Here is a 25,553-nt window from a genome sequence, read left to right as displayed (position 1 = left end):
GCGTGAGTCTAGCCAGTCGCGTTACAGCGATCGGTCAGCGATGATGCTGCGGTACGCGAGCGCGCTGTCCTTCGGGGTGCGCTCGAGCGTGTCGTAGTCGACCCGCACGATGCCAAACCGCTTGTCGTAGCCCCACGCCCACTCGAAGTTGTCCATGAGAGACCAGTAGAAGTACCCCTGCACGGGCACACCGTCGTCGATGGCGTCGAGGATGGCACCCAGGTGGGCCTCGAGGAACGCCACCCGATCCGCGTCATGCACGGAACCGTCGCCCGCCACGGTGTCGTCGTAGGCCGAACCGTTCTCGGTGACGGCCAGGGACACGCCAGCCGGCCCCGCGTACTCCTCGTGGACGCGCTTGAGCAGGCGCGTGAGTCCCTCGGGCTGCACCTCCCACTGCATCGCCGTCAGCGGCAGGTCGCGGAGGTGCCAGTGCACGCCGTCCGCTGCCGGGAACGGCGATCGCTTCGGTCGCTCGCTGGGTGCCTGCGTGCTCATGGTCGCACCAGCCGGCGCATGTCCTCCCACGAGTTCACCGTGGTAGTAGTTGATGCCCAGAAGGTCGATCGGCGCGGCGATGGTCGCGAGGTCCCCCGGCTTCACGAACTGCTCGAAGCCCAGGTGCGCGATGTCCACGAGCAGGTCCTCGGGGTACTCACCGCGGAAGATGGGGTCGAGGAAGAACCGGTTGAACTGCCCGTCGATACGTCGGGCCGCGTCGAGGTCGGCCGGGTCCGTGGCATCCACCGGGTCGGCCACCGTGAGGTTGAGGGTGATGCCGAGCTTGAGATCGGGATCCCGCCTGCGCAGCTCCTCGGTCACGAGCCCGTGCGCGAGCAGCAGGTGATGGCCGGCGGCGAGACCGGCGGTCGGCTCCTGGCGACCCGGCGCGTGCTCGCCACCGATGTAGCTGAGGAACGACGCGCACCACGGCTCGTTGAGGGTGGTCCAGTTGGTCACCCGGTCGCCGAGCGCGTCGTGAACGGCGAGCGAGTAGTCGAGGAACCGGTAGGCCGTGTCGCGGTTCGGCCAGCCGCCCTTCTCCTCGAGGGCCTGCGGCATGTCCCAGTGATAGAGCGTGAGCCAGGGCCGGATGCCACGTTCCAGGAGCTCATCGACCAGCCGTGAGTAGAAGTCGATGCCCGCCGCGTTCACGGGTCCGCCGTCGGGGCAGACTCGCGACCACGACGTGGAGAAGCGGTACGCCTGGAGCCCCAGGTCGGACATGAGCTGAACGTCGTCGCGGTAGCGGTGGTAGTGATCGCACGCGACATCCCCGTTGTCCATGCCGACGACCGCGCCGGGCACCCGGCAGAAGGCGTCCCAGATCGAATCGGTGCGGCCGTCCTCGTGGGCGGCCCCCTCGATCTGGTAGGCCGCGGTGGCGGCACCGAAGAGGAAGTCGGTGGGGAATGCGCGCTCGCGCGCGAAGTGCGGGGCGACCTGCCCCTGGTCAAGTGCAGTCATCGTCAGCCCTTCACCGCTCCTGCCATGATTCCGCTGACGAGCTGCTTACCGGCGAACACGAAGAGCAGAAGCAGGGGGATGGTGGCGAGAATAACACCGGCGAGCACGATCGAGTAGTCGACGAAGTAGTTCGACTGCAGCAGCGAGAGCGCGACGGGGAGCGTCGGATTCTGCCGGTCGAGCACGATGAACGGCCAGAAGAAGTTGTTCCACGCGGTCACGAAGGTGAAGAGGAACAGCATGGCGGCCGCGGGCCGAGCGGCGACGACACCGACGGTCCAGAACGTGCGGATCATGGTCGCACCGTCCACACGGGCGGCTTCGATGAGTTCGTCGGGCACGGCCTGGCGGAGGTACTGCGTCATCCAGAACACCCCGAAGGCACTCGTGAGCGCCGGGATGATGATCGCACCGATCTGTCCCGTCCAGCCGAGCTCCGCGAAGAGGATGTAGAGCGGAACGACACCGAGCTGCAGGGGCACGGCCATCGTGGCGACCACGAAAACCAGGAGCGCGCTGCCGCCGGCGAACTTGAGCTTGGCGAACGCCCAGCCCGCGAGCGTCGACGAGATGACGACGGCCACCGCGATGAGTACCGAGCTGTAGATGCTGTTCCAGAGCGCTGCCCAGAAGTTCACCGCGGGGTCGCTCATGACCTTGATGGCGTTGGCGATGAAGTTGCCCGCCGGGAAGAATCCGGGGTCACGCAGGGTCGAGGCATCCCCAGAGCCGATCAGGAACGAGAAGTAGAAGGGGAACGCGGATGCCACGAACACCACGCCGAGGGCGATGTACACCCACAGGCTCGGCCGCGAGCCGCGGATGCGGATCGCACGGGCGCCGCGCTTGCGAGCGCGGGCGTTCGGGATGCCCTCCTCGACGATCGCGAGCGGGGGGTTGGTACCGATGCTCATCGTGCACCCACCTTCTTTCTGCGCTTGGGCTTCTCATCGCCGGACCGTGTGCCCTCGGTGCGCAGCAGCGTGCGGGTGACGGCGAGGTTGATGAGTCCGATGGTGACGATGATGAGGAAGAGGATCCAGGCCATGGCGGCGGCCCTGCCGAAGTTCCACTGGCCCCAGCCGATGTCGTAGAGGTAGAGGGAGATCGTCAACCACTGCTGGGCGGCGCCACCTCGACCGAACTGGTCGAAGACGCGGGGTTCGTCGAAGATCTGCAGGCCTCCGATCGTGGAGGTGATCACGACGAAGATCAGGGTCGGACGGAGGGACGGGAGCGTGATGCTCCAGAACTGGCGGAAGGCGCCTGCGCCATCGATGGCGGCGGCCTCGTAGTAGTCGCGGTTGATGGCCTGCATCGCGGCCAGCAGGATGAGGGCGTTGTAGCCCGTCCAGCGGTAGTTGACCATCGTGGCGATCGCGACGTGGCTCCAGAACGGGTCGGTGTGCCACGGGATCGGCTCGAGGCCGATCGCTTCGAGGTTGGTGTTCACGATGCCGAACTTGTCGGCGAAGATCACGGTGAAGATGAGGCCGACGGCGACAGGGGCCACCACGTACGGGAGCAGTGTGCTCATGCGCCAGAAGGTCTTCGCGCGGATGTGGCGGTCGAGCATCGTGGCGATGAAGATCGCGAGCACGAGCTGGGGAACCGTCGACAGCAGGAAGATGCTGAACGTGTTGCGCAGGGCGGTCCAGAAGTGGGGCTGCTCGAGGATCCAGATGTACTGGTCGAAGCCGACGAACGTGCCGGAGTTGCGCACGAGGTCCCAGTCCATGAAGGAGATGACCGCGGTGAAGATGATCGGGAAGACGCCGACGATGGCGAAGAGGATGAAGAAGGGGGAGATGTAGAGGTACGGCGAGAACTTCAGGTCCCACTTGCTGAGGCGCTGGGAGAACGAGATGACTCTCGGCTGGGTGGTAGTCACAAGGGATTCCTGTCGATGCGAGGGGACGAAGGGGGTGCGGGCAGCGGGGACAGCCGCCCGCACCCCCTGGGGGATGGGAACTAGAAGGCCGAAACCTCAGTCACCCACGTGTCCCAGGACTGCTCCGGCGACTCGAGGCCGTCGAAGACACGCGTGACCGCGTTCTGGAGTGCATCGTGGAACTGGAAGTACTTCGGTCCCTTGAAGGTCGACACGGTCACGGCCTCGGCGCGGTCGATGCCGATCTCGCCGGTGGGGGCGTCGTTGAAGTACTCGTTGGTGAACCCGGTGAGCGCGGCATCCGTGTAGGCGTCGGGCTGGCTCGGGAACGTACCGGCGTTCAGGAACGCCTTGATCTGCGTCTCGGGCGAGGTGAGCCAGTCAGCGAGCTGCTGTGCTGCCTCGACGTTGGCGCCGTTGGCGGGGACGGTCAGGTACGAACCACCCCAGTTGCCGCCGCCGCCGGGGAAGGCGTTGGCGATGTCCCAGCCGGTGACGTCGGGTGCGTTGCCCGAGATGATGCCCTGCATCCAGCCGGGGCACAGCATGGCGGCGAACTCGCCGTTGGCCATCGAGGCGTTCCAGTCCTCGCTCCACTGGGCGGGGAAGGCCGAGATCGGAATCGCCTTCTCCACGACGGTGGTGTACGCGTCCTTGATGTCGGGGTTCTCGGTGGCGATGATCGTGCCGTCCGGCTCCTCGTAGGCGAACTCGAGCTGGTTCACGATGCCCTGGAGCACGGAGTTGGCGGAGTCGATGAACGGCTTACCGGTCGCCGCGGTGTACTGCGCGCCGACCTCGAAGAAGGCGTCCCAGGTCGGGAAGAGGTCTGCGACGGCCTCGCGGTCGCTCGGCAGGCCTGCCGCCTCGAACAGGTCACCGCGGTAGCAGATGCCCTGCGGGCCGATGTCGGTGCCGTAGGCGATCAGGTTGCCGTCGGCGTCGGTCGCGGCGGCTTCCTTCCAGTCGAGCCAGCGGCCCTTGAGGTCGTCCGGCACGGGGGCGAGCAGGTCGGAGTACTGCATGGCCTCGGTGAACCAGTCGATCTCGACTGCCTCGACGTCGGCGAGGCCCGACTTGCCGAGCTTCTGGAAGTAGTTGGCACGAGCGTCGTTCGACGTCGCTGCCTTGTTGTGGATGACCGTGATTCCGGTCTCCGCCGTGAACTCGGCCAGCAACTCGTCGGTGTACCCGAAGTCGTTGAAGGTCGCGAGGGTCAGTTCGGTCGTTCCGCCAGCGGAGTCGTCACCGCTGGGGGCACATCCGGTTGCCAAGAGGGCGATGGTTGCGGCGCCAGCGACTGCTGCTGCCACGGTGCGTCGTGAGGTTCTCACGGTCACTCCTTTGTGTGCGTGGTTGAAGGGTTGGGTGCAACGATGGACCATCGTGGGAGCGCTCCCACGAGATTTCGGCCAAGACTATGCACGGGTCTCAAACCCTGTCAACTACTGGGTGAGAGCGCTCCCACGAGCGCAAGCGCTTGCCATCCGGAACAACCCCGGGAATCCGGGGCAGAGCGCTCTCAGATTCGCTCGGAAATTTCTTCCGCGACAACCCCGGTTTCGGGCGTTTCGGATGCCTCGTCCGCAGCTTCCTCGAGCGCCGACTTGTCCCGGAGGGGTGCCGTCCTGATGAAGAAACTGATCACGAAGGCGACGATCATGACCCCGAGACCGACCAGGTACATCGTCACGGCGGCGTCGTTGAAGCCCTCACGGAAGGGCAGGGTGAGGCGCTCGTCGGCGTAGGTGAGGAACGTCGAACTGCTGTCGAAGGCGTCCTCGGCCGCCTTGCTGTCCGCCCCGGCCGAGAGGATGTCGATGATCGCCTCGTTGGCCTGGTTGGTGCGCACCTGACCCTCCGACAGGGCGTTCAGGAGGGCACGCTTGTTGGCCGGCTGGTCGGCGAACGCCTCGATCGCCCCGGGCAACCTGGTGAACAGGATCGAGAACATCACCGAGACGCCGAGCGTGCCGCCGAGGGAGCGGAAGAAGGTCGAGGAACTCGTCGCAACACCGAGGTCCCTGGCGCGCACCGAGTTCTGCGACGCGATCGTGAGGGTCTGCAGGAGCTGGCCGAGACCCAGGCCGATGATGAACGTGCCGACCATCATCCACGCCGCCGGTTTGTCTGCCGTGAGGAAGGTCAGCCAGAGGAACCCGAGAGCGAGGGAGGCGGTGCCCGTCCGGAAGAAGATGCCGTAGCGACCCGTGCGGCCGATAATCTGCCCGGTGACGATCGAGGCGGTCATGAGGCCGATGAGCATCGGCAGCATCTGCAGGCCGCTCACCACGGGGTTCGAGCCGTTGACGATCTGGAGGTACAGCGGGGCGGTGAGCATCGACCCGAACATGCCGAAGCCGACGAAGACACCGAGGATGGTCGCCATCCTGAAGGTGTCGTTGCGGAACAGCCCCAGAGGGATGAGAGCGTCGTCGCCCATGCGCTTCTCGATGAGGATGAAGGCGATGATGCCCACAACACCGAGCGCGTAGCAGGCGAGAGCGGCGGGGGACGCCCAGCCCCAGTCGCGACCGGACTCCGCGATCAGCAGGAGCGGGACGAGGGCGACGATGACCGCGGTGGCCCCCAGCCAGTCGATGCGCACGCGCCGCCGCGTCTTGGGCAGGTGAAGGAACCGCAGCACGAGCCCGAGAGCCACGAGCCCCACGGGCAGGTTGAGCAGGAACACCCAGCGCCAGCCGTCAACACCCAGGATCTCGGGCGTGCCGGCGAACAGGCCGCCGAGGAGCGGCCCCGCGACGCTCGAGAGGCCGAAGACGGCGAGGAAGTAGCCCTGCGCCTTCGCGCGCTCACGGGGCGGCAGCAGGTCACCCATGATCGCCAGCGGCAGCGCGATGAGGCCTCCCGCTCCGAGCCCCTGGATGGCGCGGAAGATCGCGAGGTCGTACATCGAGCCAGCGAATCCCGCGAGGATCGACCCGACGAGGAACACCAGGATGGCGGAGATGAGCGGCAGGCGCCGACCGAAGATGTCGCTGAGCTTGCCGTAGATCGGCGTGCTGATCGTCGACGTGATGAGGTACGCGGTGGCGACCCAGGCCTGCAGGCTCAGCCCGTCGAGGTCGTCGGCGATCGTGCGCATCGACGTGCTCACGATCGTCTGGTCGAGGGACGACAGGAACACGCCGGCCATGAGTCCCGCGATCACGAGGAGGATCTGGCGGCGCGTCATGAGGGGGGCCGCGGATGCCACGGCAGCCCCCGTCACGTCGGCTGTGCGCGCGGCGGCGGGGGTGGCATCCACGCGCCTTTCGGTCGTCGTGGTGCTGCCCTCGCCCCGCCGCAACGCGCGCTGCTTACGTTGAGAACTCTTGGACATCGGCTTGCTCCCTGGTACGTCGTTGTCGTGCCAAGGTACCCCGTTCCGGGCGGGTTACGGCTTCGAGTCCGCCGAGTCCGTCGCGGTGGTCGTACCGCCCGCCGCTTCAGACGTCTCGGCGGCCACCGGAGCGATGAGCGAGGCGGTCGATGCGGCGGCGAGATCGGCCTGGACGGCGGCCTCGTCGTCGGCAGCCTCTTGCAGTGCCGACTTCTGGCGAAGCGGTGCGGGGCGGAGGAACCACGACAGGATGAAGGCCACGGCGACGACCGCGAGGGCAACCCAGTACACGGTCACCGTCGCGTTGTTGAAGCCGTCGAGGAACGGGGCGGACAGGCGCGGGTCTGCCCCGTTCAGGAACGACGTGTCCCCGTTGAGCGAGTCACCGAGCGAGCCGCCGTTCTGACCCTGCTGCAGCAGATCGAGGATGCCCTTGTTAGCGGGGTCCGCGACGACGTTCGGGTCGGCGAGGGCCGCGGCGAGATCCTTCTTGACGCCCGCGCTCGCAAAGGCCGCGGCGATCGTCTCCGGGATGCGCGTGAAGAGCACCGAGAACAGCACCGCGACACCCAGCGTTCCACCGATCTGGCGGAAGAACGTCGACGAGCTCGTGGCCACGCCGATGTCGCGTGGGCCGACCGAGTTCTGCGACGCGATCGTAAGCGTCTGCATGAGCTGGCCGAGGCCGAGACCGATGAAGAAGGTTCCGATCATCATCCAGATCACGGGCTTGTCGACCGTGAGGAAGGTGAGCCAGAAGAATCCGACGACCATGAGGGCCGTGCCCGTCTTGGGGAAGATCGCGTACTTGCCCGTGCGCGAGATGATCTGGCCGCTCACGATCGAGGAGATCATGAGGCCGAGGATCATCGGGAGCATGAGGAAGCCGCTCTCGGTCGGGGTCGCCCCGGAGACGAGCTGGTAGTAGAGCGGGATGGTCATCATCGCGCCGAACATGCCGAAGCCGACGAGCACACCGAGCACGGTCGCCATCGAGAAGGTCGCGTTCTTGAAGAGCTTGAGCGGGATGAGCGCGTCGTCGCCCATGAGCTTCTCGCTGAGGATGAACGCGGCGATACCGATCGCGCCGAGGCCGTAGCAGACGAAGGCACCGATCGAGTCCCAGCCCCACTCGCGACCCTGCTCGGCCACGAGCAGCAGCGGAACGAGCGCGAGCACGACGGTGGCGGCACCCCACCAGTCGATCCGAACTTTGCGGCGGGTGTGCGGGATGTGCAGGAACCGCGTGACGACGGCGAGGGCGATGATGCCGATCGGCAGGTTGATCAGGAAGACCCAGCGCCATCCCGTGACGAACAGGATCTCGGGCGTTCCGGAGAGCAGGCCGCCGATGAGCGGGCCGACGACGCTCGAGATGCCGAAGACGGCGAGGAAGTAGCCCTGGTACTTCGCGCGCTCGCGCGGGGCGAGGATGTCACCCATGATCGCGAGCGGAAGTGCGAGCAGTCCGCCAGCACCGAGCCCCTGCAGCGCACGGAAGATCGCGAGCTGGTACATCGATCCAGCGAAGCCCGCCGCGATGGATCCGACGAGGAAGATCACGATCGCGATGATGAAGAGCGGCCGGCGGCCGAAGATGTCGCTGAGCTTGCCGTAGATGGGCGTGGCGATGGTCGAGGTGATGAGGTACGCGGTCGTGACCCAGGCCTGGAGGCTCAGGCCGTCGAGGTCGTCGGCGATGGTGCGCATGGAGGTTCCGACGATCGTCTGGTCGAGCGACGAGAGGAACATGCCGGCCATGAGCCCGGCGATCACCAGCAGGATCTGCCGGTGGGTCATGACGCCGCCGGCATCAGCGATGGCCTGGGCCTGCTGCTTGCCGCGCGAGGTGGTGCTGGACATAGATGTACTCCTGAAAGATTGCGTAGACTGCAAACTTACACCCTGCGCAGGCAACATGTAAACGTCCACAGCGTGTCCGTAGGGTGACGCCGTAGCGTGAGGGGGGATGCAGGTTCTCGCGCCCCTCCTCCCCTCCGCGTACGCCGCTGCCGCCATTGCGGGGCTGCTCGCCGCCAACGCGCTCATCACACCTCCGGACCGCGCGCCGCGCGCCGTTGCTGCGACCGCGCCCCCCGTCGTTGCTGCACTCGAACCGACGCAGGGCGCGCTGGTCGGCGGGGAGACGGTGACGATCACAGGGAGTGGGCTCACGGCCGTGACATCCGTCGAGATCGATGGTGTGGCTGCCGACCTGGACCGCGTCGTGAACGGCTCGATCACCCTCCGGGTTCCCAACGCCGCCGACTACGAGGCGGGCACCGTCGAGGTGGAGGTCTTCGCGGGGGATGCCGCGGTGGCATCCGATCTCGAGTGGACCTACGTCACCACGACCGCCGTCGACCGGCAGCTCGAGTACGCCTTCCGCCACTGGGACGACTACAACACCGCCTACTTCGGCAACTTCAACGAGTGGGGCGGGGACTGCATGAACTTCGTGAGCCAGACGCTCGTTGCCCGCGGCTGGGTGCCGCAGGCAGAGTGGTTCAACGACGCGCAGCAGGAGTGGGCCGACCCGTTCGTGCACGTGCCGTCGTTCGACGAGTGGTTGGCTGAGCATCCCGAGTACGGCGCCGTGAGGCTGGACTACTCCGAACGCGATCGGGCCAAGGTCGGCGACGTCATCGTCTTCGATTGGGACGGTGACGGATCGCTCGACCATTCGCAGGTGATCTCGCGCATCAGTGACGACGCGGGCATCGAGATGGTGGGGCACAACGTCAACTCGACGTACCGCTCGGTCGACGAGGCGTTCGACCAGCAGGGCACCGACTCGACCCAGGTCTACATCTGGAGCATCGCGTAGTGCTCTCTGCGCTCCGGGCGGCCCGGCCTAGGATCGACGCGTGTCTGAACTCCGCCCGCGCAATCGCCCGTCGCGACAGGTTCGCCGTCGTCGAACGATTCTTGTGGCGAGCATCGCGGGTGCCGTCGCCATCATCGCGATCGTGGTCGCGGTAGTGGCGCTGCAGCCCGCACCGCCGCCCGCGCCGACGCCCAGCCCCACGCCGACTCCTACTCCCACGCCGACGCCCACCCCAACCCCGACGCCGACCCCCGAGGGCTTCGACAAGTCCGCACAGTCGATCGACGATCCCGCAAGCTACTGGGTCGTCGTCAACAAGCAGCGCCCGCTCACCGTGATCGACTACGAGGCGCCGGACATCGTGCCCGTGCCTGTTCCGTACGTGAACGAGCCGTATCTGCGACAGGCGGCAGCGGATGCGGCGGTCCAGATGTTCGCCGCGATCACCGCCGAGACCGGCCTCGAGCTGCAGGCGCAGAGTGCGTACCGCAGCTACAGCGTGCAGGAGGGCGTGTACGCCGGGTGGGTCTCCAGACTCGGCCAGGAGGCGGCGGACCTCACGAGCGCGCGCCCCGGACACAGCGAGCACCAGACCGGCCTCGCGATCGACGTCAACGCGCTCCCCGACCAGGGCTGCGCCCTCGAGCCGTGCTGGGGCGACACCCCCCACGCCGCGTGGGTCGCGGAGAACGCGCACCGTTTCGGGTTCATCGTGCGCTACCAGGACGGCATGACGCCCATCACCGGCTACGAGTACGAGCCGTACCACCTGCGCTACGTGGGTGTGGAGCTCGCCACCGAGATGTACACGACCGGCGTGAAGACGATGGAGGAGTTCTTCGGGCTGCCCCCGGCGCCGACGTACTAGCATCCGCTGGTTGAGGAGGTCGCGAAGCGTGAACGGCATCCGCTGGTTGAGGGGGTCGCGAAGCGGCCGTCTCGAAACCCCACCGACGCTCCACGTTGGCTCGGTTTCGAGACGCGACCTGCGGTCGCTCCTCAACCAGCGTGAAACTCAGCCCTGGAGCGCCGCGTCCACGATGGCCTTGGCCTCCGCCTGCACCTGGCGCAGGTGATCCCAGCCGAGGAACGACTCCGCGTAGATCTTGTAGACGTCCTCCGTGCCGCTCGGGCGGGCCGCGAACCAGGCGTTCTCGGTTGTGACTTTCAGGCCGCCGATCGCTGCACCATTACCCGGCGCGTGCGAGAGCTTGGCCGTGATCGCCTCGCCGGCGAGCTCGGTCGCGGTGATGGCATCCCCACTCAGCTTGCCGAGGCGCGCCTTCTGCTCCTTGGATGCCGCGGCGTCGATGCGCTCGTAGGCGGGGTCGCCGAACTGCTCGACGAGTTCCGCGTAGAGCTGCGACGGCGACTTGCCTGTCACCGCGCGGATCTCGCTCGCGAGCAGGGCGAGCAGGATGCCGTCCTTGTCGGTCGTCCAGGCCGTACCATCCATGCGCAGGAAGCTCGCGCCCGCACTCTCCTCGCCACCGAACCCGACGCTGCCGTCGACGAGGCCCGGAACGAACCACTTGAATCCGACGGGCACCTCCCACAGCGTGCGACCGAGGGATGCCGCGACCCGGTCGATCATCGAGCTCGACACGAGCGTCTTGCCGATCGCCGCATCCGCGCGCCAGCCGGGGCGATGCGTGTAGAGGTACTGGATCGCGACCGCGAGGAAGTGGTTGGGGTTCATGAGGCCACCGTCGGGGGTGACGATGCCGTGACGGTCGGCGTCGGCGTCGTTGCCCGTGAGGATGTCGAAGTCCCCGGCCTGCGCGACGACCGAGGCCATCGCGCTCCGCGACGACGGGTCCATGCGGATCTTGCCGTCCCAGTCGAGGGTCATGAACGCCCACGCGGGGTCGACGAGCGGGTTGACGACGGTGAGGCTGCTGCGGCCGTCCTTGCCGTCCAGCTGGTACTTCTCGGCGATCAGGGCCCAGTAGTTGACGCTCGCGCCGCCCAGCGGGTCTGCGCCGATGCGGAGGCCGGCCTTCGCGATCGCGTCCATGTCGATGATGTTCGCGAGGTCATCGACGTACGCGCCACGGAAGTCGTAGGTCTCGACCTGCGACGGTTCTGCGCGCTTCACGTCGACGCTGCCGGCCTCGATGATCTCGTTCGCCCGGTTGGCGATCCAGCCGGTCGCGTCACTGTCGGCTGGGCCGCCGTGCGGGGGGTTGTACTTGAAGCCGCCGTCACGCGGCGGGTTGTGGCTCGGTGTGATGACGATGCCGTCGGCTTGCGCACTGCTGGTTGAGCCTGTCGAAACCCCTGAGGCTCTTGAAGGGTCGGCGTTGTACGCGATGATCGCGTGGCTCAGCGCGGGGGTCGGCACGTAGTCGTCGAACTCGTCCACGAGCGCACGCACGCCATTGGCACCGAGCACCTCGAGGGCCGTCGTCTGCGCGGGGCGCGACAACCCGTGGGTGTCGCTGCCGATGAACAGCGGGCCCGTGATGCCCTGGCTCGCCCGGTACTCGACGATCGCCTGGGTGATGGCCGCGATGTGGGTTTCGTTGAAGGCCGTATCGAGGGACGAGCCACGGTGGCCGCTCGTGCCGAAGACGACGCGCTGCTCCGGGATCGTGACATCCGGAACCCTGTCGAAGTAGGCCTGCACGAGCTCGTGCACGTTGATGAGGTCGGATGCTGCGGCCGGCTGCCCTGCGCGATCGTTCATGCCGACCAGTCTGGCAGGTGGAGAGCTACTCGGCAGCGATGATGAGGCGCGAAATGCGGTCATCTCGCACCTCGAACTCGATCGGGCCCGTGCCGTTGTAACCGCCGCCGGTGACGACGATGGTGACCACCTGGTGCCTTTCGTCGCCCGTGACGCCGAGGGTCTCGAAGTGCGCGTTCTTGCCGATGTTGTCGGTGCGGTTCCACGATGCGAGGCCCTCCCGCCCATGGAAACCGCGGCCCCAGTCCTCGAGGTACGCGTCGTCGGTGAAGCAGTCGAGGAACGCCTCGGTGTCGCCGGCATTGGTCGCGGCGATCATGCGTGCGATGGGTGCTGCGAGTTCGGTCATCAGGCCATACCTCCGTTGGCGAAGATCACTTGTCCGTTGATCCATCGTGCGTCACCCGCCAGCGCGGAGACGACCTCGGCGATGTCCTCCGGCTTTCCCAGCCGGTTCATGGGGTTCGCTGCGGCCAGCCTCTCGATGAGCGCGTTGTCCTTGCCGGTGAGGAAGAGTTCCGTCGCCGTGGGTCCGGGGGCGATCGTGTTCACGGTGATGTCGCGGCCCGCGAGTTCCCTGGCGAGGATGAGGCCGAGGGCTTCGACGGCCGCCTTGGTCGCCGCGTACGCGCCGTAGGCGGCCAGGGAGGTGCGGGTGATGCTCGTGGAGAAGTTGAGGATGGCCCCTCCGGCGCGAACGTGTCGTGCAGCGGCACGGGACACGACGACGGTGCCGCGCAGGTTGGTGCGAACCATCCGATCGAAGTCGTCGAGGTCGAGGTCGGCGATCGGGGAGAGCTTCATGACACCGGCGGCATTGACGACGACGTCCACGCCACCGAACCGGTCGGATGCCGTGGCGAAGAGTTCATCGACTGCGCCCTCGTCGGCGACGTCCGTGCGGACGGCGATCGCTTCACCCCCTGCCGCGGCGATCGATTCCACAGTGGCGGATGCCTCGGCGTCGTTGCTCGCGTAGGCGACCACCACGCGGCATCCGTCCGCGGCGAGTCTCTGGGCGACGGCTCGACCGATCCCGCGTGATCCTCCCGTGACGATGGCAACTCGTGTACTCATGACGGCCTTTCTATAGCGCTGTTATACGAGCTAATATAGCACCATGGAAAAGCTTGGCAAGCGGGAGACGCTCCTCGCCGAAGCGGCACGCTTGCTCGCCGAGCGTGGGCCGGACGTGTCCACCCGGGCGATCTGTGAGGCCGCGGGAGTCACCGCCCCGACGCTGTATCACTACTTCGGTGACCGGGCGGGCCTGCTCGACGCCGTCATCGGCCAGGGTTTCGGGGACTACCTCGACTCGAAGCGCGCCCTCGAGTCGACGGGCGATCCCATCACGGACCTCCGGCGCGGATGGGACGGTCACACCGAATGGGGGATCACGCACCCATCGCACTACGCCCTCATGTTCGGGCAGGTGCGACCCGGTGTACTCCCGGGGCCGGCAGCGGAAGCGCGTGACCTGCTCGCCGAGAAACTCGATGCAGCCGCGGCAGCGGGCCTCCTCCTCATGCCGGTCGCCGCCGCCGCGGAGATCATCCTCGCCGCCAACGTGGGTCTCACGCTCCAACTGATCCGTCAGCCCGCGCTGGATGCCGCGACGCTGAGCCCACTCGCCCGTGAGACGGTCTTCGCCTCCGTGCTCGTGCTCGACCGGGACCGCGCAGCCGACGGAATCGGGCACGCCGCCATCACCCTCCAGGCGGCGCTCGCGGCCGCTCCGCCCACGAATCTGGATCCCGCGGAACGAGCGCTGCTAGACAGCTGGCTCGGCAGGCTGGCCATAAACTCATGACCATGCCCGCCGACGAGACCTACTCCTACCTCGGCCCCGCTGGTACCTTCACCGAGGCTGCACTCAAGCAGGTCCCCGAGGCGGTCGGAAAGCCGTGGCGCGCGGTGAACAACGTCGGCGAGGCCCTCGACGATGTGGTCTCAGGGCGCAGCGTCGCGGCCATGATCGCGATCGAGAACTCCATCGAGGGTGGAGTCAGTGCCACCCAGGATGCGCTCGCGACGATCCCCGGCCTGCGCATCATCGGCGAGTACCTCGTGCCGGTGAACTTCGTGCTCGTCGCCCGGCACGGCACGACCCTCGCCGATGTGAAGGTCGTCAACGCGCATCCGGTCGCGTACTCCCAGACCCACAAGTGGCTGGAGGCCAATTTGGTGGGGCACGGGCACATTCCGTCGACGTCGAATGTGGCTGCCGCGGCATCCCTTCTCGACGGTTCGCTCGCGGATGCCGCGGTCGCGCCCCCCGGAATCACCGACTACCACGACCTCACCGTGCTCGCCGAGGGGATCGGCGACAACCCCAACGCGGTCACGCGCTTCGTTCTCGTCTCGCTCGTGTCGGACGCGACCGCGCTGCCGAGGCCGACGGGCTCCGACAAGACGTCGATCATCGCGGAACTGCCGGATGACACGGCCGGACGCCTCCTCGAGATGCTCGAGCAGTTCGCCACCCGGGGCGTCAACATGTCGCTCCTCGAGTCGCGGCCCATCGGTGACGCGCTGGGACGGTACCGCTTCGTGATCGACCTGGACGGCCACATCCTGGACGAACGCGTCGCTGACGCTCTGCTCGGTCTGAAGCGCTTCTCACCCAACGTGATCTTCTTGGGCAGCTACCCGCGTGCCGACAAGCAGCCCATCACCGTGTCGCCGCGCTACGGCAACGACTCCTTCGTCGACGCCCGCGACTGGCTGCGCGGCCTCCTCTCCGGCGAGCCGGACTAGCACGGGCGCCACCTGCCACCCTTGCTCTGGTGTCACCCCCCCCGCCGAGTGTTCCGATATGGCTGTCATTTGAGCTGAAATAGCAGCCATATCGGAACACTCAGCGTCGGAAGAGCGCCCGGATGCGCGCCAGGAGCTCGGCGGGATCGTGGAGGTCGTCCGCATTGAGCTCCATGACCTTCCAGCCCTGAGCCTCCAGCCTCGCCCGACGCGTCATGTCCTTGCGCCACTGTGACCGCGTGCGGTGGTAATCGCCCTGGTACTCGAGGATCACCATCTGGTCGCGGAACAGGAAATCCGGCCGAACCTGGCGCCCCGTCTCCGTGTTGACGAGGGGGTGGTTGATCTCCGGAGCGGGCAGTCCCGACGTCACGAGCAGCACCCTCAAACGTGACTCCGGCCGTGATTCCGCCCGCTCGCTGAGCAAGCCGAGCGCTTCGCGGGCTGCGCGGATGCCCCGGTGCCCCTCTGATCGCGCCAGGAGGCGAGCAAGCTCGACCCGATCGACGAAGGGTGCGGCTCGATTGATGAGGTAGTCCCCGACAGCTACCAGGTCGTCGAGGCGGAGGATGCTCGCCAGGTCGAACCACGTGCGAGCCGGGGATGTCACGGGCACGCCTCCCCACTCCGTGACGTCGTACGGCTCGATGTGCATCTGATGCCCCACAACGCCGCGCGAGTGCAAGCGCGCCGACGGCGCCGGGACGCCGATGTGGATGCGACGGTCCGCTTCGAGTGTCCACGGCAATGGCGCGCCCCAGACGAGCGCGGCGGTCGAGTGGCTGAGGAAGGCGTGCCCGGGCGCACGCCGGAGAAGCATCCGGCAATGGTCGAGGAACGTGGCATCCTCAATGGCTGACCGCCGCACGCCGTGGACTGAGACATCCAGGTCACGGGACCGCAATCGACCCCGGGTTGCGCCAGCCTGGTAACCCTCTCCCGTCGTGAAGATGCCACCCACCGCAGGGGGAAGTGGCCGGGGTTCGTGCATCCCGAAACCATGCCTGAACCTGCGAGTGCCCCTGCTGAAACTCTCCACAGAGACGCCGAGTGTTCCGATATGGCTGCTATTTCAGCTCAAATGACAGCCATATCGGAACACTCGGCGTCAGTGGGGTGGAAGGAGCACTGGGGGGCGCCGGGCTAGGAGCCCGCGGGCACTCGCACCGTGAGGGCACCCGGGTCCACCGAGACGTGCACGGTGAGGGCCTCGCCGAACTCGTCGCCGTCGAGCTGGAACTCCTGCGGGTGCTCCACGGTCATCGTCATGTCGCGGGTGGTGAAGTACGCGACATCCTTCACGTCGGCGGAGAGGTCGATGATCTTGCGGCCGACCTTGGACTTTCGCAGCACGCCGTTCTCCCACGCGACCTTGCGCCACACCTGGGCCCAGCCGAACGGGCCACGCGGGCGCAGCGCAGCAACGTCGAGGATGCCGTCGTCTGGTTTGGCCTCCGGCATGAGGAGCAGTCCGCCGGGGAGCACGCCGCAGTTGCCGATGAGAATGGTGTGGACGCTCATGGTGCGAGTGGGCTTGCCGTCAAGCGAGTAGGTGAGGCGCACCGGCTTGAGCTCGGGGAGTGACCGCGCGATGCCGTCGATGTAGGCGAGCCAGCCGACGGCCTTCTTGAGCTTCGTCGAGGTGTTCTTGATCATCTTGGCGTCGAGGCCGAGGCCCGCCATCACGAGAAACGCGTGCTCCTCCGTCGACCCGTCCGCTCGCGTGATCTCCGAGATGCCGAGATCGATGACGCGGTCCTTGCCCGTGAAGGCGGCGGCCACCGCAGTCTCCATGTCGGTGAGCGGCAGCTCGAGGTTGCGCGCCAGCAGGTTGCCGGTGCCGGACGCGACGATGACGAGCGGGATGCCCGTGTCACGCAGCGCCTCGGCGACGGCTCGCACCGTGCCATCCCCACCCGCTGCGAGCACCACGGACGCACCACGGCGCAGCGCGGAACCGGTCACACCCTGGCCGGTGTCCTCTTCCGTCGTCTCGAACCACAGCGTGTTGCCCCACCCTGCGGCTGTCGCGGCGTCGATGACGGCGGTCTTGAGCTTCTCGGCATCCACCTTGATCGGGTTGTAGATGACTGCAGCGATGGGCTTGGCATCTGGTTTCCCGGGGTTCGTCACGTGCTAACGCTAGTGCCTCGCTGGGTAGGCTGGGGTGGTGATCGACCCCCAGTTGTTGCGCGAGAATCCGGATGCCGTTCGCCGTTCGCAGGCCTCACGAGGCGCGTCCGTCGACCTTGTGGACAAGGCGGTGGCCGCCGATGCATCCCGACGAGCGTCGATCAACGAATTCGAGACCCTCCGCGCGGAGCAGAATCTCTTCGGCAAGACGGTGGCTGCGGCCCCTAAGGAGGAGAAGAAGGAGCTCGTCGCGCAGGCCCAGGAGCTCGCCGCCCGCGTGAAGGCCGCGCAGCAGGCGGCGACGGATGCAGAACTCGAGTTCACGAAGCTCGCGGGCTCGATCGGCAACGTCACCATCGACGGCGTCCCGGCCGGCGGCGAGGATGACTGGGTGCTCCTGCGTGAGCACGGCACCCCGGCGCAGTTCGACTTCGAGCCGCGGGACCACGCCGAGATCGGCGAGCTCCTCGACGCGATCGACATCGCCCGCGGTGTGAAGGTCTCCGGCAGTCGCTTCTACTTCTTGAAGGGCCTAGGCGCGCGCCTCGAGATCGCGCTCATGAACCTCGGTCTCGATACGGCCCTCAAGCACGACTTCACGCCGCTCATCACCCCGACGCTCGTGCGCCCGGAGATCATGGCGGGCACCGGGTTCCTGGGTGAGCACGCCGACGAGGTCTACCACCTCGACAAGGACGACGACCTCTACCTCACGGGCACGAGCGAGGTGGCGCTCGCCGGTTACCACTCCGACGAGATCCTCGACCTGAGCGACGGCCCCCTGCGCTACGCCGGGTGGTCGACCTGCTACCGCCGCGAGGCTGGCTCTGCGGGCAAGGACAACCGCGGCATCCTTCGTGTGCACCAGTTCAACAAGCTCGAGATGTTCAGCTACGTGCTCCCGGAGGATGCCGAGACCGAGCACGAGCGTCTGCTGAGCTTCCAGGAGTCGATGCTGCAGGCGTGCGGGCTCAGCTACCGCGTGATCGACGTTGCCGCGGGCGACCTCGGCTCGAGTGCTGCCCGCAAGTTCGACGTCGAGGCGTGGGTTCCCACCCAGGGCACCTACCGCGAGCTCACGAGCACAAGCAACTGCACCACGTACCAGGCGCGTCGCCTCGACATCCGGTACCGCACCGAGTCGGGCAAGACGGCTCCGGTCGCGACCCTCAACGGAACGCTCGCGACGACCCGCTGGCTCGTCGCCATTCTCGAGACGCACCAGCAGGCCGATGGTTCGGTTGTGGTTCCGGATGCCCTGCGCCCCTACCTCGGAGGCCTCGAGGTTCTCACGCCGTGAACCAGTCCTCCCCCGACGGCGGACGCTGGCTCGTCGCGCTCGACATCGACGGCACCGTGCTCCACGAGAACGGCCACCTGAGCGACGCCGTCGTATCAGCGGTGCGAGCCGCGCGGGATGCCGGCCACGAGGTCACACTTGCTACGGGTCGCTCCGTCGCGATGACCCTGCCGATCCTCGAGCGCCTCGCCATCGAGCCGGAGTACGTCGTCTGTTCCAACGGCGCGATCACCCTTCGCCGCGACCCGGATGCCGTGCTCGGCTACTCGCGCTTCCACGTCGAGTCGTTCGACCCGAGCGAGGTGCTCGACACCATCCGCGAGAACCTCGGCTCGGCCAACTACGCGGTCGAGGACGAGGACGGGCACTACAAGTACACGGGCTGGTTCCCGGATGGCACGCTCGGAGCGGTCTCGGAGGCGGTCGAGTTCGAGCAGCTCGGCGCGGGCCTCGCGACTCGCGTCGTGGTGATCTCACCCGGTCACGCCATCGAGGACTTCCTCTCCGTCGTTGAGCGGATGGGCCTCCACAAGGTGAGCTACAACGTCGGCTGGACCGCCTGGCTCGACATCGCACCCGACGGCGTGAACAAGTCGACCGCCCTCGAGCGCGTGCGGGCGCTGCTCGATATCCCGCGCTCCCGTGTGCTCGCGGTCGGCGACGGACGCAACGACATCGACATGCTCGAGTGGGCGGGTGCAGAGGGGCGCGGGGTGGCGATGGGGCAGGCGCCGGACGAAGTGGTCGCGGCATCCACCGAGGTCACGGGCACGGATGTCGAGGACGGCGTGGCGACAGCGCTGGGCGGTCTTGCGAAGGATTCCCAGCTTCGCTGAGGCCAGCGCAGGTAGTGTTCCGGCCCTATGAGTGAATTGCGTCCCCGGTCCGAGCTGCGTTCGGCCACTCCCGGAATCGCGCGGCACGGCCGGTTGAAGCGGTCACGGGCCTGGCCCACCGTGCTGGCCATTGTCGCGGCATCCCTCGCGACGGTGCTTGTGAGCACTGCGGCCGTGGGCGCGGTCGTTCTGAACAGCCTCACCTCGGAGATCGAGACGGTGGAATTCGGGGAGCCTGACGCGCCGCCCATCCCGGCCATCGGCGCGATCGAGGGTGGCTTCAACATCCTCATCGTCGGCAGTGACACCCGCCTCGGACAGAACGGCATCGGCGGCAGCTACGACGATGAATCGGGCAACCTCAACGACGTCAACATCCTCATGCACGTCTCCCAGGACCAGACCAACGCCGTGGTGATCTCGTTCCCCCGCGACATGGTCGTGGATATCCCCGAGTGCCCGGCTGACGACGGATCGGTCAAGGGATACACGACCCAGCCCCTCAACGAGGCACTGTCGGCTGGCGGCCTCAATTGCGTGGCGATGACGATCACGGAACTCACGGGCCTGCCGATCCAGTTCGCGGGCACAATCGACTTCACCGGCGTCATCGCGATGGGCGACGCGATCGGCGGCGTTCCGGTGTGTGTCGACGGCCCCATCCACGACGACAACACGGGGCTCGTGATCGACCAGGCCGGCACGTACACGCTGCTGGGTGTGGATGCCCTGGCCTTCCTGCGCACTCGGGAGCACGTGGGTGACGGATCCGACCTCACCCGCATCTCCTCGCAGCAGGTCTACCTGTCGTCGCTCGTTCGTACCCTCAAGAGCGCGGGCACGCTGGGTGATCTCGGCAAGGTCTACAACCTGTCGAAGGCCGCGCTGCAGAGCATGCAGCTCTCGCCGAGCCTTGCCTCGCTCGACACGATGGCGTCCATTGCTCTGGCGTTGAAGGACATCCCCATCGAGAACGTCACGTTCGTGCAGTACCCGGGCTTCACGGGAGGCGACGGGGTCTACGCGGGAAAGGTGGAGCCGGATCGTGCGCTGGGGGATGAACTGATCTCCTACGTGGCGGCTGACCAACCGTTCAAGCCGGACCCCGAGGTTGCGCACGGGACCGTGGCCGACCCGACGGCGCCCGTCGAGACACCGGATCCGACAGCCGAGACGCCCGATCCGACCGTCGAGACCACCGATCGTCCCACTCTCACCGGCCTTTCCGGGGTGACCGCGGACGAGTACCGCTGCTCCGTGTCGAACGACTACTAGCGCGCCTCTGGCCGGATTGTCAGGGTCGACGAGAGCCTTTCGGCTAAACTCGGGCTCTGGTCATGCCGGGAGGGCTGTCCGAGTGGCCGATGGAGCCAGTCTTGAAAACTGGTGGGCAGAAATGTCTCGTGGGTTCGAATCCCACGCCCTCCGCTCTACGTCTACTTCCTGTTGGGTCTGCGTTCTAGCCCCGACAGGATCGTGTGAAGCCCGTTAATGGGCACGAAGGGATAAGTGATGAGCGAGTTGCGACCGAGGGCCGAACTGCGTTCAGCGACGCCCGGCATTGCCCGTCACGGTCAGTTGAAGCGCAACCGCGCGTGGCCGTTGGTGCTCCAGATCGTCGGAGCAGCACTCGCGGTCGTGCTCATCTCCGCGGCATCCGTCAGCGCCGTCGTCGTGAACTCCCTCACCTCGAAGATTGCGCCCACGATCGAGCTCACGCAGCCGACCGAGGGTCCGCTGCCGCAGATCGGTGCCATCGAGGGTGGCTTCAACATCCTCATCGTCGGTAGCGACACCCGCCAGGGGCAGAACGGTATCGGCGGAAGCGAGGAGGAGGAGACGGGTCAGCTCAACGACGTCAACATGCTCCTGCACGTCTCGCAGGACCAGACGAACGCCGTGGCCATCTCCTTCCCGCGCGACATGGTCGTGGACATCCCGGAGTGTGTGGATTCGGATGGCGACACCAAGGGCTTCTCGACCGAACCCATCAACGTCGCCCTGTACTACGGCGGTCTCGACTGTGTCGCACAGACCGTGTCACTCCTCACCGGTCTTCCCATCCAGTTCGCCGGCATGATCACGTTCAGCGGCGTCATCGCCATGGGTGATGCCGTCGGCGGTGTGCCTGTCTGTGTCACCGGCCCGATCGACGACCCCAACACCGGTCTCTACATCGAGCAGGCCGGCACGTACGAGCTGCGTGGTCTGGATGCTCTCGCCTTCCTCCGTTCGCGTGAGGGTGTCGGCGACGGCAGCGACCTGACCCGCATCTCGTCGCAGCAGGTGTACCTGTCATCCCTCGTGCGCAAGCTGCAGGGGGAGGAGACGCTCTCCGACCCGAAGAAGGTCTATGACCTCGCGACGGCGGCCCTGTCGAACATGCAACTCTCGTCGAGCCTGGGAAGCCTCGACACGATGGTCTCGATTGCCCTCGCACTGAAGGACATCCCGCCGGCAAACGTCACGTTCGTGCAGTACCCGGGCACGACCGGCGGTAGCGGTGTCTACACCGGCAAGGTGCAGCCCGACTTCGCCGCGGGCCAGCAGCTCATGGACTACGTCATGGCGGACCAGCCGTTCGCGCTCACCGAGGCAGGGGATGGTCGTGGTTCGGTCACCGACCCGAACGCCCCGGCGCCTGAGCCGACAACACCGGAGACGACGCCCGAGACCGATCCGAGTGCGGCGCCTCCCGCTGAGCCCGTGGAGAAGCCGGTTCTCGAGGGCGTCGACGGGCAGACCGCCGCGGATTACACCTGCTCGGTCGCCAACGAGTAGCTCGAATATTCCGTGTCGCTCGGCCCCTGCCGTGCGGCTATGATTGCTCGAGTACTGGAGACGTCGCATAGTCCGGCCGAGTGCACCACCCTGCTAAGGTGGAGTCCCCTTAATGGGGACCGAGGGTTCAAATCCCTCCGTCTCCGCAGAACGAAAAGACCGCCCTCCGGGGCGGTCTTTTCGTTCTGCTCAGTCGGGTGGACGCGAACCCTCTCGTGGGCCCCCGCCGCGCAGTCCAGACCAACCGCAGGTTGGGCTGGCGGCTCGGTGGGGAGTCAAATCCCTCCGTCTCCGCAGTCGGGTGGACGCGAACCCTCTCGCGGGCCCCTGCCGAGAGTGCACTTGTGCGCGGCAGGGCCGAACGCGACTAGGAGCAACTGCGTAGTCGCGGCGTTGCCCCACGAGCACCCGTCCCTACACGGGGATCGCGACGCCGGCGAGCTGCTGCGACACCTCCCACACACGCGCGGCTTCCTCGGTGCTCCGCAGGGGCTTGTACAGGGCGTGCTCGGCGGGGGCGCCGCCCAGGTTGCCGGGGCCGCTGGGTCCATACAGCACGCCCGGCTTGGCTGCCGGGTCGGTCGCCGCCATGAGCGCTGGGAGACCGGCGCTCTCGACGGTGCCGAGCAGGATGCCCCGAGCCGACAGCCAGCGGATGGCTCGGACCGCAGTCGTGTCGCCCTCCCTGCTGATCTCGGGACGCGCAGCGAGCAGGCTCGTGGGCGCGACACCGGGGTGGGAGAGGTTGCTCGTGATGCCCCATCCTCCGGCCGCACTGCGACGCTGGAGTTCGAGCCCGAACAGTCCGAACGCGATCTTCGACTGGGAGTAGGCGCGCTGGCCGTTGTAGTTTCGCTCCCAGTTCAGGTCGTCCCAGTTGATGGCTCCGCTGCGCGCCGCGATGCTGATCTGCGACGTGACACGTGCGTTCCCCTCCTTGAGGAGCGGCAGGAGCTGGCCGACGAGGGCCACGTGCCCGAGGTGGTTGGTTCCGAACTGCAACTCGAAGCCGTCCGCTGTGGTCTGGCGCGAGGGCGGTGTCATGATGCCCGCGTTGTTGATCAGCAGGTGAATCGGCTTGCCCTCACCGCGCAGGGTCTCTCCGAGGGCGGCGACCGAGTCGAGCGACGAGAGGTCGAGGCTTCTGAGAGACACCGAGGCATCCGGTGCAACCTGGCGGATGGTGGCGAGAGCCTTCTCGCCCTTCACGGGGTTGCGCACGGGTAACACCAGCTCGGCCCCGGCCGCGGCCAGGCGGGCGGCGATGCGCAGTCCCATTCCGTCGCTGGCTCCCGTGACAACTGCGCGGGTGCCGGTGAGGTTGGGGATGGTGATGTCGATGGTGGTACGAGGCATGATGTTCTCCTTCATGGGGTTCTGAGACCACTGTCCGCGCCTTCTCGAAGGTGATCCACGGCCCGCTCATCCGGGGATCGGTAGTCCGTGGCTACGCTGGGCAGCGCCGGGTAGACAGGAGTTGTCCCAGAGAGAGGCAAGTAGGTGATCGACCGCACAGCACTCGCCGAGTTCCTCCGCACGCGCCGCGAGGCGTTGCAGCCGGAGGATGTCGGGCTGCCGCGAGGCGCGCGGCGACGCACCTCCGGGCTGCGGCGGGAGGAGGTCGCGCTGCTGTGCCACATGTCCACCGACTACTACTCGCGGCTGGAGCGTGAGCGCGGCCCACAGCCTTCGGAGCAGATGCTGTCCTCGATCGCTCAGGGACTTCACCTGAGCCGCGCCGAGCGCGACCATCTGTTCCTGCTCGCCGGCCACACACCCCCGGCAACAGGCGTCTCGGGTGAGCACATCAGCCCCGGCCTGCTTCGCATCCTCGACCGACTCGACGACACCCCTGCCGAGATCGTGTCCGAGCTCGGGGAGACCCTCAAGCAGACGCGACTCGGTGTCGCGCTCACCGGAGACACCGCGGGACTCTCCGGGCCAGAACGCAGCCTCGGCTATCGCTGGTTCACCGACGAGGGAACTCGCAGTTTCTACCATCCTGACGACCACAACCATCTGAGTCGCATGTACGTTTCCGGCCTTCGCGAGGTGGTCGCACGCCGTGGCCCGGACTCACGGGCCGCCCAGCTGGTGGGGCTCCTGCGTGACCAGAGCGGCGAGTTCCGTGATCTGTGGGCAGAGCATGTGGTCGGTGTCCGCCCGAACGATGTGAAGCGGTTCATCCATCCCGAGGTGGGCGAGCTGGACTTGCAGTGCCAGACGCTCATCGACCCTGAGCAGTCGCACTACCTCCTCGTGTACACGGCCGTGCCCGGGAGCGAGAGCTACGAGAGGCTGGGGCTGCTGTCGGTCATCGGTGCGCAGACGCTCGGGCGATAGCTCGACGACTGTCACCCGCAGCGAGTACAACGGATGCATGAGTATCCGCGTAGGCAACTGGGTTGACGGCTATCGCAGGGCGTGGGAGTCGAACGATCCCGAGGACATCCGTGCCCTGTTCACCGACGACGCCGTGTACGAGTATCGCCCGAACGATCCGGAGGCGGAGCGCGGCATCGAGGCGATCGTGGCCGGGTGGCTGGATTCGGCGGATTCCCCGGGTGAGACGACGTGGGAGTGGCATCCGCTCGCCGAGGAGGGTGATGTCGCCACCATTCAGGGTCGAACGGTCTACCTCGACGCGGACGGAAATCCCCGAGCCACGTACGACAACCTCTGGGTGATCACGTTCGCGCCCGATGGTCGTGCACGCCACTTCACGGAGTGGTACATGGAGCCGGGTAAGGACTGACTCCTAGCCGAGTGGCGTGTAGTCGATCTCGCGGAAGGCCGCGACCTCCGGCACCCACCGATCGGCCACGAAGGCCGTGTGGTCGGGATGCCCGTTGTATCCGTCGTACGCGACCTGATCGGCGAAGTCCATCGAGAAGGCGTAGTCGAAGTCCTCGGCGTCCAGCACGCGCAGCTGCGCAAAGTTGGTGACGCCGGGGATGTTGGCGAGGGCCAGCGCGTTCTCGAGGAAGGCGGCTTCCGCCTCCGACCCGGCATCGTGGCGGAGTCGGAAGAGCACGGTGTGGCGGATCATCCCTGCAGCGTATCCGGGCGACGACCGAGAGTGCAGTTGCTCCCGCTGGGCGGCGAGCCACTAGTCACAAATGCGTACTCGCCGCGCTACCCCACGAAGCCGAGGATCGTGGATGCCACGAACGCGACGACCCCGACACCGAGCAGTAGCAGCGTCACAAGGCCGAGGGCCTTCTCGTCGTGCGCAACGCGTTCGAGGTGGGGCTCCCAGGGGCGGTGGGAACGGTAGAAGATCTCGAGGTCCGCACCGCTGGTGGCGGCATCCTTCGGGAGGGTCAGGTGCTCGGTCGACCAGCTGTGCACCGTGCCGTCGGGGAGCATCCAGCGCAGCTCCTCGTCGACGACCTCGGCGGGGGCGGACACCCATCGGCCCCGAGCGACGCGGAACACCAGCCACAGCAGTCCCACCATGAGGCCGCCCGTGAGGCCGACGAGGCTCAGCACCTCGGCAATCGTCGCGGCCTCCTTCACCGGTGTTCCT

24 protein-coding genes and 2 tRNA genes are annotated in these 25,553 nt (G+C 67.0%); 12 read left to right on the top strand and 14 right to left on the bottom strand.

Annotation, left to right across the window (positions count from 1 at the left end):
• Positions 1 to 21: 21 nt before the first annotated feature.
• From HDC94_RS01435 to HDC94_RS01410, 6 genes are all read right to left on the bottom strand, one after another.
• The gene (locus HDC94_RS01435; RefSeq protein WP_179494209.1) at positions 22 to 1,467 is read right to left on the bottom strand and encodes a GH1 family beta-glucosidase; all 1,446 of its coding nucleotides are present in this window, start codon (positions 1,465 to 1,467) and stop codon (positions 22 to 24) included.
• A 2-nt stretch (positions 1,468 to 1,469) separates the two neighbouring features.
• Positions 1,470 to 2,381 carry a carbohydrate ABC transporter permease gene (locus tag HDC94_RS01430; RefSeq protein ID WP_179494207.1) on the bottom strand — a complete coding sequence of 304 codons (912 nt, stop codon included), beginning with the start codon at positions 2,379 to 2,381 and terminating at the stop codon, positions 1,470 to 1,472.
• Positions 2,378 to 3,358: a carbohydrate ABC transporter permease gene (locus HDC94_RS01425; RefSeq protein WP_179494205.1), complete on the bottom strand. Its 981-nt coding sequence runs from the start codon at positions 3,356 to 3,358 to the stop codon at positions 2,378 to 2,380. Before HDC94_RS01425 ends, HDC94_RS01430 begins: the two co-directional genes overlap by 4 nt.
• 80 nt (positions 3,359 to 3,438) lie before the next feature.
• Entirely contained in the window at positions 3,439 to 4,698 is a 1,260-nt protein-coding gene (locus tag HDC94_RS01420) for an extracellular solute-binding protein (RefSeq protein ID WP_374757258.1), read from the bottom strand.
• Positions 4,699 to 4,880: 182 nt separating this feature from the next.
• Entirely contained in the window at positions 4,881 to 6,554 is a 1,674-nt protein-coding gene (locus HDC94_RS01415) for an MDR family MFS transporter (RefSeq protein WP_179498760.1), read from the bottom strand.
• A gap of 201 nt (positions 6,555 to 6,755) precedes the next feature.
• Positions 6,756 to 8,501, bottom strand: coding sequence for an MDR family MFS transporter (locus tag HDC94_RS01410; protein WP_179498758.1), 1,746 nt, complete (start codon positions 8,499 to 8,501; stop codon positions 6,756 to 6,758).
• Between the two features lie 169 nt (positions 8,502 to 8,670).
• Here HDC94_RS01410 and HDC94_RS01405 point away from each other — a divergent pair, with 169 nt between their 5' ends.
• Positions 8,671 to 9,528 (top strand): amidase domain-containing protein, encoded by an 858-nt coding sequence (locus HDC94_RS01405; RefSeq protein ID WP_179494201.1) that lies wholly within the window; start codon positions 8,671 to 8,673, stop codon positions 9,526 to 9,528.
• Positions 9,529 to 9,568: 40 nt separating this feature from the next.
• On the top strand, positions 9,569 to 10,396 hold the full coding sequence (locus HDC94_RS14485) for a D-alanyl-D-alanine carboxypeptidase family protein (RefSeq protein ID WP_179494199.1): 828 nt from the start codon (positions 9,569 to 9,571) through the stop codon (positions 10,394 to 10,396).
• Positions 10,397 to 10,543: 147 nt separating this feature from the next.
• Here HDC94_RS14485 and pgm read toward each other — a convergent pair whose 3' ends face one another.
• The 3 genes from pgm to HDC94_RS01385 are packed head-to-tail and all read right to left on the bottom strand — an operon-like array spanning position 10,544 to position 13,294.
• Positions 10,544 to 12,217: a phosphoglucomutase (alpha-D-glucose-1,6-bisphosphate-dependent) gene (gene pgm, locus HDC94_RS01395; protein WP_179494197.1), complete on the bottom strand. Its 1,674-nt coding sequence runs from the start codon at positions 12,215 to 12,217 to the stop codon at positions 10,544 to 10,546.
• Between the two features lie 25 nt (positions 12,218 to 12,242).
• Entirely contained in the window at positions 12,243 to 12,566 is a 324-nt protein-coding gene (locus HDC94_RS01390; protein WP_179494195.1) for a nuclear transport factor 2 family protein, read from the bottom strand.
• Complete coding sequence (locus HDC94_RS01385; RefSeq protein WP_179494193.1) at positions 12,566 to 13,294, bottom strand: SDR family oxidoreductase; 729 nt, start codon at positions 13,292 to 13,294, stop codon at positions 12,566 to 12,568. The genes HDC94_RS01390 and HDC94_RS01385 overlap by 1 nt, the downstream gene beginning before the upstream one ends.
• Positions 13,295 to 13,337: 43 nt before the next feature.
• Between HDC94_RS01385 and HDC94_RS01380 the strand changes: the two genes are divergently transcribed.
• Positions 13,338 to 14,027 carry a TetR/AcrR family transcriptional regulator gene (locus HDC94_RS01380; protein WP_179494191.1) on the top strand — a complete coding sequence of 230 codons (690 nt, stop codon included), beginning with the start codon at positions 13,338 to 13,340 and terminating at the stop codon, positions 14,025 to 14,027.
• Positions 14,024 to 14,974 (top strand): prephenate dehydratase, encoded by a 951-nt coding sequence (gene pheA, locus HDC94_RS01375; RefSeq protein WP_179494189.1) that lies wholly within the window; start codon positions 14,024 to 14,026, stop codon positions 14,972 to 14,974. Before HDC94_RS01380 ends, pheA begins: the two co-directional genes overlap by 4 nt.
• A gap of 100 nt (positions 14,975 to 15,074) precedes the next feature.
• Here the strand turns inward: pheA and HDC94_RS01370 are convergent, their stop codons facing one another.
• Positions 15,075 to 15,965 carry an endonuclease domain-containing protein gene (locus HDC94_RS01370; protein ID WP_179494187.1) on the bottom strand — a complete coding sequence of 297 codons (891 nt, stop codon included), beginning with the start codon at positions 15,963 to 15,965 and terminating at the stop codon, positions 15,075 to 15,077.
• 152 nt (positions 15,966 to 16,117) lie between these two features.
• Positions 16,118 to 17,107, bottom strand: a complete 990-nt coding sequence (locus HDC94_RS14840) for a diacylglycerol kinase family protein (RefSeq protein ID WP_179494185.1) — start codon at positions 17,105 to 17,107, stop codon at positions 16,118 to 16,120.
• A gap of 37 nt (positions 17,108 to 17,144) precedes the next feature.
• Between HDC94_RS14840 and serS the strand changes: the two genes are divergently transcribed.
• From serS to HDC94_RS01335, 6 genes are all read left to right on the top strand, one after another.
• Positions 17,145 to 18,407: a serine--tRNA ligase gene (gene serS, locus HDC94_RS01360; RefSeq protein WP_179494183.1), complete on the top strand. Its 1,263-nt coding sequence runs from the start codon at positions 17,145 to 17,147 to the stop codon at positions 18,405 to 18,407.
• Positions 18,404 to 19,243, top strand: coding sequence for an HAD family hydrolase (locus tag HDC94_RS01355; protein ID WP_179494181.1), 840 nt, complete (start codon positions 18,404 to 18,406; stop codon positions 19,241 to 19,243). Before serS ends, HDC94_RS01355 begins: the two co-directional genes overlap by 4 nt.
• 27 nt (positions 19,244 to 19,270) lie before the next feature.
• Entirely contained in the window at positions 19,271 to 20,518 is a 1,248-nt protein-coding gene (locus HDC94_RS01350; protein ID WP_179494179.1) for an LCP family protein, read from the top strand.
• A 68-nt stretch (positions 20,519 to 20,586) separates the two neighbouring features.
• Positions 20,587 to 20,671, top strand: a tRNA-Ser gene (locus tag HDC94_RS01345).
• 84 nt (positions 20,672 to 20,755) lie between these two features.
• Positions 20,756 to 22,024: an LCP family protein gene (locus tag HDC94_RS01340; protein ID WP_179494177.1), complete on the top strand. Its 1,269-nt coding sequence runs from the start codon at positions 20,756 to 20,758 to the stop codon at positions 22,022 to 22,024.
• Positions 22,025 to 22,080: 56 nt separating this feature from the next.
• A tRNA-Ser gene (locus HDC94_RS01335) sits at positions 22,081 to 22,170 on the top strand.
• 268 nt (positions 22,171 to 22,438) lie between these two features.
• Here HDC94_RS01335 and HDC94_RS01330 read toward each other — a convergent pair.
• Positions 22,439 to 23,380, bottom strand: coding sequence for an SDR family oxidoreductase (locus tag HDC94_RS01330; RefSeq protein WP_179494175.1), 942 nt, complete (start codon positions 23,378 to 23,380; stop codon positions 22,439 to 22,441).
• 144 nt (positions 23,381 to 23,524) lie between these two features.
• Here HDC94_RS01330 and HDC94_RS01325 point away from each other — a divergent pair, with 144 nt between their 5' ends.
• A complete protein-coding gene (locus HDC94_RS01325) occupies positions 23,525 to 24,367 on the top strand; it encodes a helix-turn-helix transcriptional regulator (protein ID WP_179494173.1) in 843 nt (280 codons plus the stop codon).
• Positions 24,368 to 24,404: 37 nt separating this feature from the next.
• Positions 24,405 to 24,779, top strand: coding sequence for a nuclear transport factor 2 family protein (locus HDC94_RS01320; protein WP_179494171.1), 375 nt, complete (start codon positions 24,405 to 24,407; stop codon positions 24,777 to 24,779).
• A gap of 3 nt (positions 24,780 to 24,782) precedes the next feature.
• Here HDC94_RS01320 and HDC94_RS01315 read toward each other — a convergent pair whose 3' ends face one another.
• Together HDC94_RS01315 and HDC94_RS01310 are read right to left on the bottom strand one after the other, a co-directional pair.
• Positions 24,783 to 25,073 carry a Dabb family protein gene (locus HDC94_RS01315; RefSeq protein WP_179494169.1) on the bottom strand — a complete coding sequence of 97 codons (291 nt, stop codon included), beginning with the start codon at positions 25,071 to 25,073 and terminating at the stop codon, positions 24,783 to 24,785.
• Positions 25,074 to 25,159: 86 nt separating this feature from the next.
• Positions 25,160 to 25,543: a hypothetical protein gene (locus HDC94_RS01310; RefSeq protein ID WP_179494167.1), complete on the bottom strand. Its 384-nt coding sequence runs from the start codon at positions 25,541 to 25,543 to the stop codon at positions 25,160 to 25,162.
• Positions 25,544 to 25,553 lie beyond the last annotated feature (10 nt).

This window comes from Leifsonia sp. AK011 (genome assembly GCF_013410945.1).
GTDB lineage: Bacteria > Actinomycetota > Actinomycetes > Actinomycetales > Microbacteriaceae > Rhodoglobus.
This window is presented reverse-complemented; position numbering and strand designations above follow the sequence as displayed.